The 16,883-nt window shown below is 40.2% G+C and carries 16 protein-coding genes; 8 read left to right on the forward strand and 8 right to left on the reverse strand.

From position 1 onward, the window contains the following. The first annotated feature begins 70 nt into the window (after positions 1–70). The 3 genes from FPK91_RS20950 to envZ all read left to right on the forward strand — a co-directional run bounded on the left by FPK91_RS20950 (position 71) and on the right by envZ (position 3,407). Complete coding sequence (locus tag FPK91_RS20950) at positions 71–1,123, forward strand: hypothetical protein (protein WP_264371763.1); 1,053 nt, start codon at positions 71–73, stop codon at positions 1,121–1,123. Positions 1,124–1,319: 196 nt separating this feature from the next. After that, positions 1,320–2,045: an osmolarity response regulator transcription factor OmpR gene (gene ompR, locus FPK91_RS12650; protein WP_144211585.1), complete on the forward strand. Its 726-nt coding sequence runs from the start codon at positions 1,320–1,322 to the stop codon at positions 2,043–2,045. A 42-nt stretch (positions 2,046–2,087) separates the two neighbouring features. After that, positions 2,088–3,407, forward strand: a complete 1,320-nt coding sequence (gene envZ, locus FPK91_RS12655) for a two-component system sensor histidine kinase EnvZ (protein ID WP_144211586.1) — start codon at positions 2,088–2,090, stop codon at positions 3,405–3,407. A gap of 94 nt (positions 3,408–3,501) precedes the next feature. On the opposite strand, the gene hmpA is transcribed toward envZ, so the two are convergent. From hmpA to FPK91_RS12675, 4 genes are all read right to left on the reverse strand, one after another. Further along, positions 3,502–4,695 (reverse strand): NO-inducible flavohemoprotein, encoded by a 1,194-nt coding sequence (hmpA, locus tag FPK91_RS12660; RefSeq protein ID WP_144211587.1) that lies wholly within the window; start codon positions 4,693–4,695, stop codon positions 3,502–3,504. A 225-nt stretch (positions 4,696–4,920) separates the two neighbouring features. Further along, on the reverse strand, positions 4,921–5,394 hold the full coding sequence (locus FPK91_RS12665) for a peroxiredoxin (protein ID WP_144211588.1): 474 nt from the start codon (positions 5,392–5,394) through the stop codon (positions 4,921–4,923). A 195-nt stretch (positions 5,395–5,589) separates the two neighbouring features. Next, a complete protein-coding gene (locus FPK91_RS12670; RefSeq protein ID WP_144211589.1) occupies positions 5,590–6,123 on the reverse strand; it encodes a DUF2937 family protein in 534 nt (177 codons plus the stop codon). A 50-nt stretch (positions 6,124–6,173) separates the two neighbouring features. Continuing rightward, positions 6,174–7,055 carry a LysR family transcriptional regulator gene (locus tag FPK91_RS12675; RefSeq protein WP_144211590.1) on the reverse strand — a complete coding sequence of 294 codons (882 nt, stop codon included), beginning with the start codon at positions 7,053–7,055 and terminating at the stop codon, positions 6,174–6,176. 452 nt (positions 7,056–7,507) lie between these two features. Here FPK91_RS12675 and FPK91_RS12680 point away from each other — a divergent pair, with 452 nt between their 5' ends. Then, on the forward strand, positions 7,508–8,071 hold the full coding sequence (locus tag FPK91_RS12680; RefSeq protein WP_144214391.1) for a lactoylglutathione lyase family protein: 564 nt from the start codon (positions 7,508–7,510) through the stop codon (positions 8,069–8,071). Between the two features lie 108 nt (positions 8,072–8,179). Here the strand turns inward: FPK91_RS12680 and FPK91_RS12685 are convergent, their stop codons facing one another. Then, the gene (locus FPK91_RS12685) at positions 8,180–9,127 is read right to left on the reverse strand and encodes a permease (protein WP_144211591.1); all 948 of its coding nucleotides are present in this window, start codon (positions 9,125–9,127) and stop codon (positions 8,180–8,182) included. Between the two features lie 105 nt (positions 9,128–9,232). Here FPK91_RS12685 and FPK91_RS12690 point away from each other — a divergent pair, with 105 nt between their 5' ends. Both FPK91_RS12690 and FPK91_RS12695 read left to right on the forward strand, forming a co-directional pair. Continuing rightward, a complete protein-coding gene (locus FPK91_RS12690; RefSeq protein ID WP_144211592.1) occupies positions 9,233–9,544 on the forward strand; it encodes an ArsR/SmtB family transcription factor in 312 nt (103 codons plus the stop codon). A 419-nt stretch (positions 9,545–9,963) separates the two neighbouring features. Continuing rightward, entirely contained in the window at positions 9,964–11,835 is a 1,872-nt protein-coding gene (locus FPK91_RS12695; RefSeq protein WP_144211593.1) for a methyl-accepting chemotaxis protein, read from the forward strand. A 168-nt stretch (positions 11,836–12,003) separates the two neighbouring features. Here FPK91_RS12695 and FPK91_RS12700 read toward each other — a convergent pair whose 3' ends face one another. Then, complete coding sequence (locus FPK91_RS12700; protein ID WP_144211594.1) at positions 12,004–12,921, reverse strand: LysR family transcriptional regulator; 918 nt, start codon at positions 12,919–12,921, stop codon at positions 12,004–12,006. A gap of 212 nt (positions 12,922–13,133) precedes the next feature. Between FPK91_RS12700 and FPK91_RS12705 the strand changes: the two genes are divergently transcribed. Then, on the forward strand, positions 13,134–13,661 hold the full coding sequence (locus tag FPK91_RS12705; RefSeq protein ID WP_144211595.1) for an NADPH-dependent FMN reductase: 528 nt from the start codon (positions 13,134–13,136) through the stop codon (positions 13,659–13,661). On the opposite strand, the gene FPK91_RS12710 is transcribed toward FPK91_RS12705, so the two are convergent. Beyond that, positions 13,662–14,264: a GNAT family N-acetyltransferase gene (locus tag FPK91_RS12710; protein WP_144211596.1), complete on the reverse strand. Its 603-nt coding sequence runs from the start codon at positions 14,262–14,264 to the stop codon at positions 13,662–13,664. 203 nt (positions 14,265–14,467) lie between these two features. After that, the gene (locus FPK91_RS12715) at positions 14,468–14,818 is read right to left on the reverse strand and encodes a DUF4870 domain-containing protein (RefSeq protein WP_144211597.1); all 351 of its coding nucleotides are present in this window, start codon (positions 14,816–14,818) and stop codon (positions 14,468–14,470) included. Positions 14,819–15,333: 515 nt separating this feature from the next. Between FPK91_RS12715 and FPK91_RS12720 the strand changes: the two genes are divergently transcribed. After that, a complete protein-coding gene (locus FPK91_RS12720) occupies positions 15,334–16,785 on the forward strand; it encodes a methyl-accepting chemotaxis protein (protein ID WP_144211598.1) in 1,452 nt (483 codons plus the stop codon). Positions 16,786–16,883 lie beyond the last annotated feature (98 nt).

A 16,883-nucleotide genomic window follows, 5' to 3' on the forward strand; every position in this document is an offset into this window, starting at 1 on the left:
TATCTGATTTGTGCTTACTCTGCCTTAACGAATAAAATAGGCTTTGGTAAATAACATAAAAAGGACTTTTATGTTTCGTAAATTTTTGTTGGCCATTGCTGTACTCATATTAAGTTTTCAGGTCTTGGCCATTAGCCAAGCCCCAATCAAGCAAGTGCCCCATAATCCTAGAAACATAAATTCAAATTTACTAAACTCAAAGCTGCTAAGTTCAAACCTCCTAAATACAGAATCCCTAAGTTCAAATCTCCTAAATACAGAGTTACTAAATACAGAGCCGCTAAGTTCAGAGTCATTAAATACAGAGTTACTAAATACTGAGCCGCTAAGTTCAGAGTCATTAAATACAGAACAGCGATATTCAGAGCCCTTAGCTTCAGTCCCGATGCACAATAATCCTGAGCTAATAAACCATAATCAAGCGTCAATGGACATTATTGGTAATTGGATAAATCAGCATGCTGGCTATATAGAATTATTACAAATAAACCAAGATCAAACTTATCTGCAGCTTGGCATAGATTTACAGATTCCTGAAAATAGCTTTGCAGAGTGGGGTAGCTACACGCTTAAACAAACCAACACCCTAGCTGATTTACCCCTACTAATTAGCTTTAATCCCACTTTCAGTAATAACCCCGCTAAAGGGTTTATTACCCTATTAGCTAAGCTTAATAACAGTGATGTTTATCTCAACGGCAGTGATCATAGTTTACAGCTCAATATCGACACCTCTTCAGATTATTCTATCGACAAGATTATTGAATATACTCAGCTACCGTCGCAACAAATAGAAGGCTATTGGTACAACGATGACCGTGATGATTTATATGCCGTTTTAATGCTCGAAAATGGTTTATACGTGCAACTGCAAATCAACTTTGATAGTGATGAAAACCTGACAGGAATGGAATGGGGGCAATATCAACACCAAACAGATTCAGGAGAAGTCTTTTTTCAGGCCGAATACGATGATAACGAACAAACAGGTTTTAGTCGCTTCAGTGAAATTTCTCATGCCGCATTAAAAATAAAACTCAACGATGATCAACTCATCTTCTTACTGGATAATGATGACAATGGCATTATTGATGAGTTTTCCAAATTAATGCGTAAGAACTGATTTGGTTACAATTTCTCTTTGTTAAACTTAAAGCATTAAATTCAATCTATTTCATAGACTTAACCTTCAATATTGTTAATATTACCCTAATCGATTCGCAAACAACTCACTCGCCTCTTGTTTGCACTCTCATAAAGTCGCTATATTTAGCTTAATAACTGTATTTAACGCCAAAGTTTAGCCAAAAGGATATCTCATGGGTCAGGAAACATCTAAAATTCTCGTTGTCGATGATGACATGCGACTCAGAGCATTACTGGAACGCTACCTCCTCGAGCAAGGCTATCAAGTGCGTAGTGCCGCAAATGCAGAACAGATGGATCGTTTGTTAGAACGCGAGAACTTCCATTTATTAGTGTTAGATTTAATGCTGCCGGGTGAAGATGGATTATCAATTTGTCGACGTTTACGCCAACAAGAAAACCCAATCCCTATCGTGATGCTGACCGCTAAAGGTGATGAAGTTGACCGTATCATCGGTCTAGAACTTGGTGCTGATGATTACTTACCAAAGCCCTTTAATCCTCGTGAGTTGTTAGCACGTATTAAAGCAGTGATGCGTCGTCAAACTCCCGAAGTACCAGGAGCACCAGCACAGCAAGAAGAAATGGTCAGTTTTGGTGAGTTTTCACTGAATCTAGCAACCCGTGAAATGTTCCATGAAGACAAGAGTATCGCTCTGACTTCAGGTGAGTTTGCGGTATTAAAAGTATTGGTATCGCATCCAAGAGAACCGTTATCACGTGACAAGTTGATGAACTTAGCCCGTGGCCGTGACTATTCAGCCCTTGAACGCTCTATTGACGTACAGGTTTCACGTTTACGTCGCCTAATCGAAGTCGATGCCGCCAATCCTCGTTATATCCAAACAGTTTGGGGTTTAGGTTATGTTTTTGTGCCCGACGGCACAGCTCGAGGTTAATTCCCTATCAGCCAGACCAAAGCCGTTAGCCAGCCCAAAGCCATCACACTGAAATGGTGGCAGCGAATACTGCCACGCAATTCATTCAGTCAAACCGTGCTGTTAATTGGTAGCTTGCTACTGATTAATCAGTTGGTGTCTTACCTATCGGTGACCATTTACTTCATCAAACCCAGTTATGAGCAAATTAACCAGCTGATTGCTCGGCAAATTAATTTATTGTTCATTGACGGAGTTGAAGTCAGCCGTGAACATCTCACTATTGTCGATGCACTCAATGCAAAAGTGCGCCATGATGATATGAAAATCTACAACCAACAAGGCGCAATTGAGGCGGGTTTAGATTCAGCGACATACTACGGTTTCTTATCTAAACAGATGTCAGAGTACCTTGGCGGGGAAGCTGAAGTGCGCTTTTCACAAGGTTCTCAGCTAGAGGTTTGGATCCGGCCTCCTCAAGCCACATCTGTGTGGATTAAAGTGCCATTAACTGGCTTAAACGAAAACGATTTATCGCCACTTACCCTTTATTTATTGGTCATTGGCGCCTTAAGTGTCGCTGGCGGATGGTTATTTGCAAGACGTCTGAATAAGCCACTTAAACGCTTACAACGCGCTGCGTTCTCTGTATCTAAAGGCGAATTCCCAGAGCCATTACCCTTAAGCGGATCATCTGAAATCGTCGAAGTAACGCACGCTTTTAATCAAATGTCTCACAGTATGAAGCAGCTTGAACAAGATAGAGCCTTACTGATGGCCGGCATATCCCACGATTTACGCACGCCACTAACACGAATTCGCTTAGCCTCTGAAATGATGGTGGATGAAGATCAGTATCTTAAAGATGGCATAGTCACCGATATTGAAGACATGGATGACATCATTAATCAGTTTATTGCCTATGTTCGTCACGACCAAGAAAGTGCCAGAGAGCCAAATGATATCAACCGCTTAATCCAGGAAATTAACCAACAGGAAATGCACCGAGAAGGCAAAATTGAACTCAATTTACAAGATTGTCCTTTAGTGCCTTTTCAAAGCGTGGCGATTAAACGCGTATTGAGTAATTTAGTCGAAAATGGTTTTCGCTATGGTAACGGCTTGATAAAAATCAGCTCATATCAAACGGCTAAAGGTGTCAGTTTTATTATCGAAGATAACGGCCCAGGAATTAACGAAGCAGAGATTGAAAAGCTATTTCAGCCATTTACCCAAGGCGATAGCGCTCGAGGCTCAGTAGGCTCAGGTTTAGGCTTAGCTATCGTAAAGCGTATTATCGATAGGCATCACGGCAAAATCGAGCTTAAAAATCGTGAAGAAGGTGGCCTCCACGCTCAGGTATGGTTACCGATGGAAAAGTAATGCATGAGCTTCAAACCACAACAAAAAAGCGACCGCTATAGAGTATATAGTTGAGTCGCTTTTTATTTTATAGTTTTCGCTTTAAAAGCAGGAATTATAAATCTGAATGCGGTCCAAATACTTCATAGTGAAGTTGTGATTCTGGTACATTCAATGCCAGTAACTGCTGCTTAATTACCGACATAAAGCCTATCGGGCCACAGAAGTAATAATGTGCATTGGGTACTATGCTGTCAGCAATTTTACTTAATTCCACAGTCCCGATGAAATCGAAATCTTCAGCAGGTAAATCTTGCGCGGTTGGTTCTCGATACCAAACGTAGCTTTGTAACTTATCATGGCTTAATTTTTTAGCTTTAACGGCCTCTTTAAAGCCATGAACAGTCCCATTTTCGCAAGCATGTACCCAAGTAATATTATTGCCATTTTTTTGAGCAATAAGTTGATTCAGCATGCTTTTCATTGGTGTAAGCCCAACACCTGCAGAGATCAATACCACTGGGTTAGCCGCATCTTCAATTAGCGTAAAGTCGCCAGCAGGCGCAACCACATCAATAACATCACCTTGCTGATAATGGCCATGTAATAGGTTTGACACCTTGCCACCCTCTTCACGCTTAACACTGATGCGATAAGTATGTTGATTTGGTGCATCAGAAAGCGAATATTGGCGCACTTCCTTAAACTCCAATTCATCATGGTCAAGCGACACACTCAAGTATTGACCTGGAATAAAGTCGATCACTTCTTTACCATCTTCAGGCGCTAGCAAGAACGAGGTAATCAATGATGACTCTTGAGTTTTAGCCTTAATAATAAAGCGTCGGGTATTTTCCCAGCCACCTTTAGCTGCTGCGGTTTGCTGATAAAGCTGTGCTTCACGGTTGATAAAAATATCAGCAAGGAAACCATAAGCTTTACCCCAAGCCGTTAAGACTTCTTCAGTAACGGCATCGCCACCTAACTCTTCTAGGGTTGCTAATAGGTGACCACCAACAATGGCGTATTGCTCAGGTTTAATTAAAAAACCGGTATGTTTGTGGGCTATACGCTCAACTGCAGATCCAAGCACGGCAAGGTTATCAATATTTTTGGCATAGGCTGCAACGGCATTAAATAATGCAACCGGTTGTCCGCCTGTATGCTGATGTGCAAGGTTAAACACATCTTTCAACTCGGGATTATGTTCAAACATACGTTGATAAAAATGCGTAGTTAGCGCAGGGCCAGCTGATTCTAATAAGGGAATAGTACTTTTAACAACGTCCATCGTATGTTGATCTAACATAAACAACCTCTAATATGTATTTAAAATGCATGTTTTAAGATAATATTAAACACGCATTTGATTTAGATCAATATATTTCGCATTAAAAATTATTTAACGACGATCGAATAATTAAAAAAACCATTTTAATAAAAATGCCAAATAAAAAGCCAGAGCTTCACTCAATATAGTGTAACCACTGGCTTTCCTTCGCTTTGATTAAAACACGCATCGATTACAACAAGCTTATAACGCTTCTAAAATCGCATCTGCTGTACTGACTTCAAATGATTTTGGCGCTTCAACATTTAAGGTTGTCACTACACCATTATCGACAATCATTGCATAACGTTGTGAGCGAACGCCGCCAAAACCAGCAGTATCCATTTCTAAACCTAAAGCTTTAGTAAAACTTGCATCGCCATCGGCTAACATCATCAGCTCATCGGCATTTTGCGCATGACCCCAGGCTTTCATCACAAAGGCATCGTTCACAGAAAGACAGGCAATAAGGTCAACACCTTTGGCCTTTAATTGATCTGCTAATACCACAAAACCTGGCAAATGTGCTTCTGAACACGTAGGCGTAAACGCACCAGGAACAGCAAACAATACTACTTTTTTACCCGCAAATAATTCACCGACTTCGTGAGTGACCATGCCACTTTCCTTTAGTTCACCTAAAGTACCTGCTGGAAGTTTTTGCCCTTGTTCAATCATGTAAAACCCCTATTAATGTATTTATTGTGCTGTAGCATAGCGCTAAAAACCTCTGACAAACACAGAGCAAATGTGTGGGTACTCTGTTTAACGGTCTAGTGATATGTATCTTAAAAAGATATTACGGATGAGATTATTAATTGGCTCAATACCTAGTTCATTATTGAGTTCATTCATCTAGATGACTTACTCGAATTAGCTGGTTTTAGATGAAATAGGCCTTACGACTCGATAAGCATGCTTACAGCATTTTCCACAACCGACTAAACTCAACTCACACAGTAAAGAAAATAAGAAGCCTAATACTAAGCCAATCACAATAGCCCGAGTATCCAACATAATAGTGTGGCTAAACTGCTGCCATACTTCTTGACGGATATCTTCTAACGGTGAAAAAGCCACTTGTTCAAAACCACTGTAAGCGGTTTGATTAAACTGCACTAATGCTGAATTAAGCAGTTGATAGCGATCATAAACCGCTTGAATGCTCTGACCACCAGCATTAACCACCACATCAGGACTTGCTTGGTAATGCGCTAATAGCCGATTAATGTCACCCTCGAAAAAGCGGTCAGCATCGCGCTGAAATTCAGACAAACTCAATTGTGCTTCAGTGGTGTGTGCATCTAAACGCTGGCCATATTGATCCACAAAAGCCGGAACTTGTATCCCCAACAGCACGCCTGAGACAAAAAGAACTAACCGCAAATAATCGAATACTGGTTTCATAATGAATAACTGCCTTTGTACGAAATAAAAAGATGATGTAAGAACATCAATTACAGCGTGAGTTTAGGTTGAATAAAGTCAATAAATGCTGAAATGCGCCGTGCGACCGATGATGATTTATAGTACACCGCATTGATTTGCTCACGACCGGTATTCACCAATTTTTCAGATTCTAAAACCGCCACTAAACGCCCTTCTGCGAGATCTTTATTCACCATAAAGCCAGACAAACAGCCAATTCCATGACCCGCTAGCACTAACTGACGTAAGGTTTCACCGTTACTGGACCGCATTGTAGGTTCTGCTACATAACCGCCCTTTAGCGGCCAATTATTCAAAATTTTCGGCTCTGAAAAACCAATTAAATCGTGATAATTTAGCTCACAGGTTTGCTTGGGGATCCCGCGCTTGGCTAAATATTCAGGTGTAGCCACTAGGTACAGTAAACTATTCCCTAATGCTCTAGCATGCATAGTTGAGTCAGACAGTTTACCAATACGAATAGCGACATCGGTATGCTTTTCAAGGAGATCAACATAGCCTTCATTAGAGGTGATCTCTAACTCAATATCAGGATAGGCCGTTCTAAACTCGTGCATCAGTGGCACCAATTGATGGAATACAAATGGGCTTGCGGCATTAACGCTTAATCGCCCTTTTGGTAGATCACCTCGGCAAATGAGATCATGCTCAGCTTGTTGCAACAGCTGCAACCCATTGCGAACAGCTTCAATGAATTGACGCCCTTCATCTGTCACATCAACTCTGCGGGTAGTGCGATTTAAAATCGTGACTCCAAGCTGTTGCTCAATTTTAGTGACTGAACGAGACACCCTCGCCACTTGAATACCCAACAGTTCAGCAGCAGCTGAAAAACCACCCGTATCGACCACGGTCAGTAAAATGTCTAAATCATCAGAACGAGTTAGCATGGAAGTCCTTAAATATAGAACAGCAAAGTAAGCAGGGATAATGACCGATTATGGCTCAATAGGAAGATTTTTATCATTAAAATCCGTTAAGACGAAAAAATTAATCGATTAATGTCGTGACTGAAATGGCACATTTGAGAAGCACATTAAATTTTTACTACTATCACAGACAAGCAAGCTCATAATAAATATCATCACCAAACCAACTTTGTCATCTTTGTTCAACCAGATTAATTATCAAATTTTTTTATCATTACAATAATTATTGATAATTTTTCATCCTATACCCATGGCTATAGACTAGGCTTATCAAATCTAGGCAGGTTAATTAGGAATAAGTCATGAGCAAAAATGAAGAAAGTATCGATTTAAATTTAAGTCGCAGAAGTATGCTAAAAACAGTCGGAATGGGCGTTGCCGCAGCTGTTGCTGCATCTGCAGCGCCATCAGTCATGGGCGCAACTAGCGCACCAGCAGATAAAGCGAACGATGTTGATGTCGAAAGATTTAATACCAACACTCCCTACCCACGTACTTTCTCTCATATTGGTATTTCAGTACCAGACCTAGAAAAAGCGGTTAAATTTTATACTGAAGTGCTCGGCTGGTATGTGATTATGCAACCGACTGAAGTTGTTGAAGACGATAGCCCAATTGGTGTGATGTGCACTGATGTTTTTGGTGCAGGTTGGGAGCGGTTCAGAATTGCGCATTTATCAACTGGCGATCGCATCGGCATTGAGTTATTTGAATTTAAAAATCAGGAAAACCCTAAAGATAATTTTGAATATTGGAAAACAGGTATTTTCCATTTTTGTGTTCAAGATCCAAACGTTGAAGAGTTAGCTGATAAAATTGTGGCTGCAGGTGGTAAGAAGCGTATGAAAGCACCACGTTACTATTTTCCTGGTGAAAAACCTTACCGCATGATCTATATGGAAGATCCGTTTGGAAACATTCTAGAAATTTATAGCCACAGCTATGAACTTCAATATGCCAGCGGCGCATATAACTAAATAAGCGGCACAACATAATAAAAGGAGGCATCTTAAGTTGCCTCCTTTTACTTATTTACCCTTTAACTGCAATAACCCAAGCTTGGTACTTGGACTATTTCCCCGCGGCTAAAAAATCCATTGATAAGTAAAACCTGCCAACATTGCCATGGATAAAATCACCACTAAGAATGCGGCTATCATCTGATTTTTAAATATCGATTTAAGTAAAATAACCTCAGTTAAGCTAGCGCCTGCACTACCAATAATTAACGCCATTACCGCACCTAAGCCCATACCTTTAGCTGCCAGAGCGGCACTTAATGGGATCACGGCTTCAGCACGAATATAAAGTGGAATACCAACCACTGCCGCTATTGGAATAGCAAACCAGTTATCTTCACTCGCAACATTGGCAACAAACTCTGTAGGCATAAATCCGTATATTAACGAGCCAACAGCGATACCACCGATAAGATATGGCAATACTTTTTTAAAGTCAGACCAAGTGGTGTGCCACAATGCTTTACTGAAAACTTTATCCCATTTAGTGAGAGGCTTTGCCGCTTTACCATTACATGAACTACCGCATCCACCTTTCACTTCAGCTGTCATGTATGCTTCTGGTTTGACATATTTTTCAAAGCCTAATTTTTCAAGGCTATAACCTGCAATAACTGATACGCCCATCGCAATGACAAAATAAAATAAGGTCACTTGCAGCCCAAAAGTCACTACGAACAAACCAATAATAATGGGATTGAGTAAGGGGCTTGCAAACAAGAACACCATCATGGTGCCAAAACCCGCCTTTGCTCTAAGCAGTCCCTTTAAAAAAGGAATAGTAGAACAAGAGCAGAACGGGGTTATCGCCCCTAAAAAAGCGGCAATGATGTAACCTTTACCGTTTTTACCACTCAAAATTTGTTGAATCTTGGCAGGCGGAATAAATTGTTGTAGCACACCCACAAAATAGCTAATGGCCAAAAACAACAAGGTTAATTCAACCGCTAAGAACACAAACATATTCAATGTTTCTTTAAACATATCTGTATTAACTAAGATGAAATCTTTCATAATTACACCTCTACATTTCCAGAATAGTCGAAATATAGATTATTAAACTAGCGAGATCAAGATATTTCTAGTAATATCGAAATATAAATTTCCTTAGGAGTGAATATGGATATTGAAGTTATTGCTAAGGCCTTGAAAGAATTAGGCCATCCAACACGATTAACCATTTTCAATAAAGTGGTTCGAGCTGGATACCAAGGCATTGCTGTTGGTAGCCTACAACAGGATTTGTCGATACCGGGTTCAACCTTGTCTCATCATATTTCGAGTTTAGCTTCTGCAGGACTGATCTCGCAGCGTCGTGAAGGTCGTACGTTATTTTGTGTCGCTGAGTTTGATAAGCTGCAAGCAGTGATTAGCTTTTTACAAGATGAATGCTGCGCAGATGAGCAAGCATCAACAAGAAGCTCACTATAAAGTGAGCTTTGGTTCTATTCTTAACCTAGCCTTCTGGCTTCTCTCGCCTTAAAAATAAGCAATCATCAACCCTGTAAAAACCTTAAGTTTAAATGGCCAAAAATCTAATCCTCTTATGATTACAGTAAAGATCTTTTGTGGCCGCTTTATGTGATCTAACTATGTGATCGAGCTATGAGCAACGAAGTGACTCGCAAATAATTTATATAACACAAAACTATTTATATCTATTTTGATGCAAACATTTCCAAACCGTATATCAGTTGTTGCATCGGTGTATAGCCTGCTCGATTTTTAGTCATTTTGCTTGGTGAACATACAGCACCATGTCATTATCCGCGGCCAAATTAATTAAGTGTCATTTTAATTAACGTTCAGCGGTACTTAGCTCTACTCATTAAATTATAACAATGGTCAATATGAAATCTTATTCGTTAAAGCAAAAAATCCTTGTGCCTGTAATGGTCGCCTTATCGATAGTAATCGCACTACTGTCTTGGCTAAGTTATTCCAATCAAAAAAGCATGCTTTTACAGTCTAACCTTGAGCAAGTTCAGCGCTTAAGTACTCAGCAAGCTGAAAGAATTAGTGGATGGCTAGCGACCAGAAAAGACGTCATTAGTGCTTTAGGTGATAAAGCGAATATCAATACCTTAGATGCATTACAACAAGCACAACAATCAGGTCGTTTCGAGCTGACTTATTTCGGTAAAGACTCTGGTGAAATGATCGATTCAGACCCAAGTATTGACCGCACAGGTTATGACCCTCGCCAGCGACCTTGGTATCAACAAGCAACAACAGAAAGGCAACTCATTCTTACCAAACCATATCTCGATGTTGCCTATAATATTCTGGTGGTCACTCTCGCTGCACAAACTAAAAATGGTGTCATTGGTGGTGACCTGTCAATTGATGGCTTAGTGAATGATGTTAATCGGATGAAACTGCCTTCAAATGGCTTTGCCATTATGATGCATAAAGATGGCACCGTAATCGCTTACAAAGACCCAAGTAAAACCATGGGTCACATCAGCACCATAGATACCGATCTCGATTACAACCTATTAAAGCAAAATCGCACTTCCAACGAATTAATGCCAATTCATTTTTCTCCTGAGGATAAAAATAAACTGGTTTGGGCAGAAGATATTCCTAATACTGATTGGGAGCTTATACTGATACTCGATCAAGAAACCCTTGAAGCACCTTTGACATCATTATTACTAACTCAACTAGGTATCGCTGCTATTGTGCTTTTAATCAGTATGGCGACGATTTCTTGGATGATTAGCACCTTACTTGCACCATTATCAAAAGTTTCTCAAGCGCTAGGCCGTATTGCTAATGGAAATGGCGATTTAACTCAACGCATTGAAATTGACACCCAGGATGAAGTCGGCACTCTCGCTGAAAATTTCAATTCATTCGTAGACAGCCAGCATCAATTAATTAATCAAATCCGCGAAGTAGCCCAAAAATTAGATGAAGAAGCGGATCAAAGTTTATTGAACTCCCATCAAGCCGAAAAAGAAATACAAGTGCAGCAACAAGAAGTCACCATGGTGGCTACCGCGGTAACAGAAATGGCCAGTGCAACCAATGAAATTGCCTCAAACGCAGAGCAAACCGCTACAGCAGCTCAACAATCAAGTAATAGCAGCATACAAGGTCAGGGCTTGGTAAATAACACCCGTAAGTCAATCAATTTACTCGCTGAAGAAGTTACTCAAGCCACTGATGTGATTGGTGAGTTGAGCCGTCATGCACAAGCTATCTCGAGTATTCTTTCGACGATTCAAGGTATTGCTGAACAGACAAACTTATTGGCATTAAACGCCGCAATTGAAGCTGCGCGCGCTGGCGATCAAGGCCGAGGTTTTGCCGTTGTTGCCGATGAAGTCAGAGTGCTTTCTCATCGAACTCAAGACTCTGCACGTGAGATTTACGAAACCATCGATACACTGCAGCAAACCACGTCTAAAGCAGTTACCTTAATGCAGAGCAGCCAATCTTTAGCGTCTAACAGTGTCAATGATGCTGATGAAGCGACTAAAGCCATTGAAGAAATTACCCAAGCAGTCACGCTGATTTCAGACATGGCAAGTCAAATTGCAACGGCAGCAGAAGAACAAACCCAGGTCACTAGCGAAATAACTCAGAATACTGTGGCGATTAAAGACGTCACTGATGAAATTAGTATTGCGTCATCGAATGGGTTATTACAAGCACAAGATTTGAAGAAGCAAGCTAAGTCATTGAATGACTTAGTGGCGACATTTGTACTGTAGTTTTCAGTGTGAATATGTAGCAATCCCCCAAAAAAATAAGGCTGCACATTGCAGCCTTTTTTAAGCGTTTTTATCACTGCGTTAATAAAGCCTTAACCTCATAAAGCCCGATAAAACGGGTTTTATTGCTAAAAAATCTTAGCTAGTTCTTTAGCCCAAGCTTTTTATTTAGTTCAAATTAGTCGTCTTAGGCATTTTCTCGACCAGTAAATCAATAAAGCTTCGCACTTTAGGGGTTAAGTGTTTTCGGCTAGGGTAAACCGCATAAATATCAATTTCAGGTTGAATATAGTCTTGCAATATAATCGTTAACTGCTGCTTCTCTAGTGCCTCTGTTAAATAGAACGACGGCAAGCGGCAAATACCATGATGATCCAGTACCATTGCCAGTTCCATATCGGCATTATTGCAGCCAATAACTTGGGTCACATCAACGACTTCAGTATGCCCATCTGTATGTTCAAACTGCCAGCGATCTGGCTGCTTTAAATTGCTATAACAAATGCATTGATGGCCCATCAAATCTTGCGGCGTTTGCGGCGTGCCATGTTGTGCAAGATATTGCGGCGTTGCCACAATATGCGCATGAAATTGGCTAATACGCTTACAGATTAAACTTGAATCACTTAATTGGCCCGTTGCTCTAATCGCCAGATCATAACCATCTTGTACTAAGTCGACCTGCCGATCACTAAAATCAATATCCAACTTAATCTCGGGATACGTTCGCATAAACAATGACAGTATTGGCTGTAAATACTGCAGACCAAATGTCACTGGGCAACTAATTTTTAAGGTGCCAGAAGGAATGAGCAAGCTGCTATCAATCATATTTATCGCCGCGTGTGCATCAGCGACCATTTGCTGGCATTGCTGATAAAAAAGCTTACCTTCAGCAGTTAAACTCAGTGAACGGGTGGTGCGATGTAATAGCCGAGTGTTAAGGCGCAGCTCTAGTTTAGTCACTTCTTTACTGACGTAAGAAGTCGAATGGCCGGTCTTTTCAGCCGCTAAAGAGAAGCTCCCTAATTCAATAACATGTGTGAATATCACTACACCATCAAAAAGCTTTGTATCTTGGTCCATAGCAGCCAGCAAAGTATTGATTCATTTATGTCACTATAACGGGCTTATTCATTCCAATAAAGGGCAAGTCTATTAATATGTAATCAATTAAGAGTCATATGGAAACAATAATTATCCAATGAATGGCTTAATTAATCCTCAATAAGTCCGTAAAGTAGCGACATAAGTTAGTACCAAGCAAACACATACCAGTCAAAAATAAGGGCAATAACATGAAAATATTAGCATTTGCAGCCAGCAGTAGCAGAAAATCAATTAATAAAACGTTAGCAAACTATGCAGCTAGTTTAGTCGATGGAGCAGAAGTAGAGTTGTTAGATATTAACGACTATGAAATTGCTTTATTTAGTGAAGATAGAGAAAAAGAACTGGGTCAGCCTGCATTGGCTAAAGCCTTCTTTGATAAAATTGGTCAAGCAGATGCATTAGTTATTTCATTTGCTGAGCATAATGGTTCTTATACTGCGGCCTACAAAAATTTATTTGATTGGACTTCGCGTATTGATCAAAAAGTTTTTCAAAACAAGCCAACAGTATTGTTAGCAACCTCACCGGGACCCGGCGGTGCAAAATCTGTATTAACCGCAGCAACAAACTCAGCGCCTTACTTTGCTGCTGATGTTAAAGGCTCTCTTTCAGTACCGAGTTTCTACGATAATTATAACCTTGAGTCGGCTAGCATAGTTAATGCTGAACTACTTGAGCAGCTACAACAAACGATGGCGCAGCTAGCACGTTAATTAGCTAACGATATAACGCTGAATACGTTCCTGACTGACGATGGTATGAGTTAATGCCCTAACTTGTGCCTCGTCAGTATTTTTATCTGTGATGCTATCTGCATCATTAGAAGCCGACTCGCTATTGGAAGTGGGAGCGATAATTTCAGAATCAAGCACTCCACCATTGGCCATGATCATCTTCGCAGAGGCGATATTGTGTTTATAACAATGAATATGCAACGGCTTAATGCCTCTGCTATTGGCTGCTTCGATAACCTTTTTCATCAACAAATTGCCAATGCCTTTACCGCGATAGCTCGGTTTAATACCAATGCCGATATGACCACCACAATAAGTAATCACCTCATTCAAACTTAGCCTTAAATTGGCAACACCCACCAATTCAGCACCGTCCACCAGCCAGTAAGTTTCACTGGCAACATAACCTGCTGGAATATTAATACCGTTGGCAAAGTCTGCGAGTTTTTTTAAGAGTAATTCAAAATCTTGATGATCAAAATCTAGCGGAAAGGGATAGCGCTCTTCGTCAGCTAATTCATCAATATATTGATGATAACTGCGTTGGTATTTAGCACTGGGTAACACCATTTTCATTGTCATTTATTTCTGTTCCAACCAAAAAACAACTACAACTACAACTACAACTATAACTATAGATTACACCAATTGCAGAACTTGTCTCAAACAGACAAGACATTGATTTTAGCCAATAACATTAGATTTTTTGCAAAAGACTAAACCAACAAATTGATGTGACTGAAGCGAATGACTCAGCCACATCATTACGTTAATTTAAATAAGCATTACTTAATTAAACGTAGCGTGTAAGGAACTCGAAATGAATCGCCTTTTGACGTTGCGATAGCGCCCATAATACAAAAAATCAGATGACAGATCCCCAGAACAAAAGTTGTCAAAACTCCAATTAACACGAAGGTGAGAATAAACGAGATAAAATACCCAATTGCTGCAGTAATCGACCAATTAAGCGCTTCTTTAGACTGCTCTCTGACATATTCGTCATCTTCTTTTACCAAGTACAAAATTAAACTCGGAATAAAACCAAAGAAAATGGTGCCTATCCAGCACAATAGCGCCATATTTTTAGAATCTTGTGAAATTTCAGTTACGACTACAGATGTATCTTCGCTCATTATCAGTTCCTTTGTCCGCACCCCAATAAATACACTAAGATTGGGTGCAACCTCTTAGTGCTATTGAATTTGTGAGTAAAATGAAAGTACAACAGTGGTGTTCAGGAGGAGATATTTACTATCCACATTAGGACTTATGATAGTTCTCCTTCACTACCAATATTGCTCATTTTCCCCTAGCTGCAAATTTGAATTAAACCCCAAATTAACAATCTAGATTTAAAATCTAAACACAACTTAACCCATCAAGTCAAATTGCCCTTTTAAAACAGTGCTATAGATAGTGTACACAGCAACAAGGCACCTAAGCTATGTTTTAAACTACCTGAAACAAAAATCAACTTTTAGTTACCCTTGCCGATAAGTTTATAACTGTAACGTGCAGCATTAAAAATAATAAAGATTGAAACAATCTAGGATTGCGATCATTCTCGAATTTTTATCCAACAAATGACGTTACTATCTAATTTTTCTGCAAAGAATTATCGGTTGGGCTTTCAGCCAAGGATGTATGAATGAAACAAATTAATTTTCGCAAAGTCGATGCCATCATGATTAAACTCAGCTTAAATGGCAAGTTTTGGGTTATTTGCGCCATTGCTACTTTGTTTACCGCCACGATTGCCATTACCAATTATATTAATGTTAAAGCCCATATAAATGGGGCTTCACAAACACTCGCTCAAACAAAAGTGGATGCTTTTGCACAAAGTGCCAATGCACAAAACTTATCAGAGCAGTCTCTTGTTGAATTTGCTCAACAAATTAATGCCTCCGTCGGATATCCGGCTGAGGCAAAGCGATCTGGTGATAATATTACCGTCAGCTCACCCGTTGGCAACCAAGCATTAATTGTCACCATCAATGTCGCTCAACTAGAAAGTGATGTTATATCAGATGCTAATTTCATGCTCATACTCGCTTTATTGGCCTTATTCCCGTTATACCTAGTGTGTTATTGGACTTCGACTTCATTAGGTGGTGGTTTATGGGATATGTACATCGCAATTAAGCGACTAGCCAGTGGTGACTTAACTTGCAGACTCAACTTTTTCGGCACTGATGATTTTAGTTTAATCGCCCGAGAAATTGACCGTAGTGCAGACAACATGAGTGAAATGGTCACAGCTATTGCACATAATGCCGAAACACTGGCAGCTGCTGCATCAGAGTTTAATCAGCAAGCACAACAAAGTGAGCAACTCACCCAAAACCAGCATGAGTTTTTAGATACCGTTTCTGTGGCCATGTCTCAAATGACCGCGGCAATTGAAGAGGTTTCTCATAATGCCTCAAATACCTCTGAACAGACTCAGCTGAATTCGACCCAAGCCCATAATAGCCAAACCCAAATCACTGAAGCCGTTGGGCGCATTGGTACTTTAACTAGCCGGATTTCAGAAGCTTCTAACTCGGTAACGGAATTATCGACAGCTGCAGCCAATATTGGTGCTGTAGTGACCACCATTAACAGTATTTCTGAGCAAACAAACTTACTGGCACTCAATGCTGCAATTGAAGCGGCTCGAGCAGGTGAACAAGGCCGCGGGTTTGCTGTTGTCGCTGATGAGGTCCGTACTCTTGCAAGTCGAACACAGCAAGCAACAGTAGAAATCCAAACCATGATTGAAGGCTTGCAGAAAGATACGACGACCTTGTCACACATCACCACTGATATAGTTGGTCAAGCGGATAAAGGTCGTGGCGCTATCGAATCTGTCGGACAAGAAGTCGATCAGATGGTCTCTTCTATAAGCCATGTTTTTGATATGAGCAGCCAGATTGCAACGTCATCAGAAGAGCAAAGCGCTGCATCACGGGACATTACCACTCAGCTAAGCGATATTCGAAATCAAGCTGAAACTATTCGAGAAACAGCGCAACGTTCAGTGGAACTCGCGGTGAATTTGAATGACTCATCGAGCGGATTAGATGATATTTTAAAACTATATACATTGGCTAAGTAACTAGTCATCGACAAAAATAGCAAGGTTAATCCCTTGCTTTTTTTTGTCATTTTTCTTAATAAAAAACCGATTAATCACCCTGTTAATTACCTTATTGG

Origin of the sequence: Shewanella donghaensis (assembly GCF_007567505.1) — a bacterium.
Lineage (GTDB): Bacteria > Pseudomonadota > Gammaproteobacteria > Enterobacterales > Shewanellaceae > Shewanella > Shewanella donghaensis.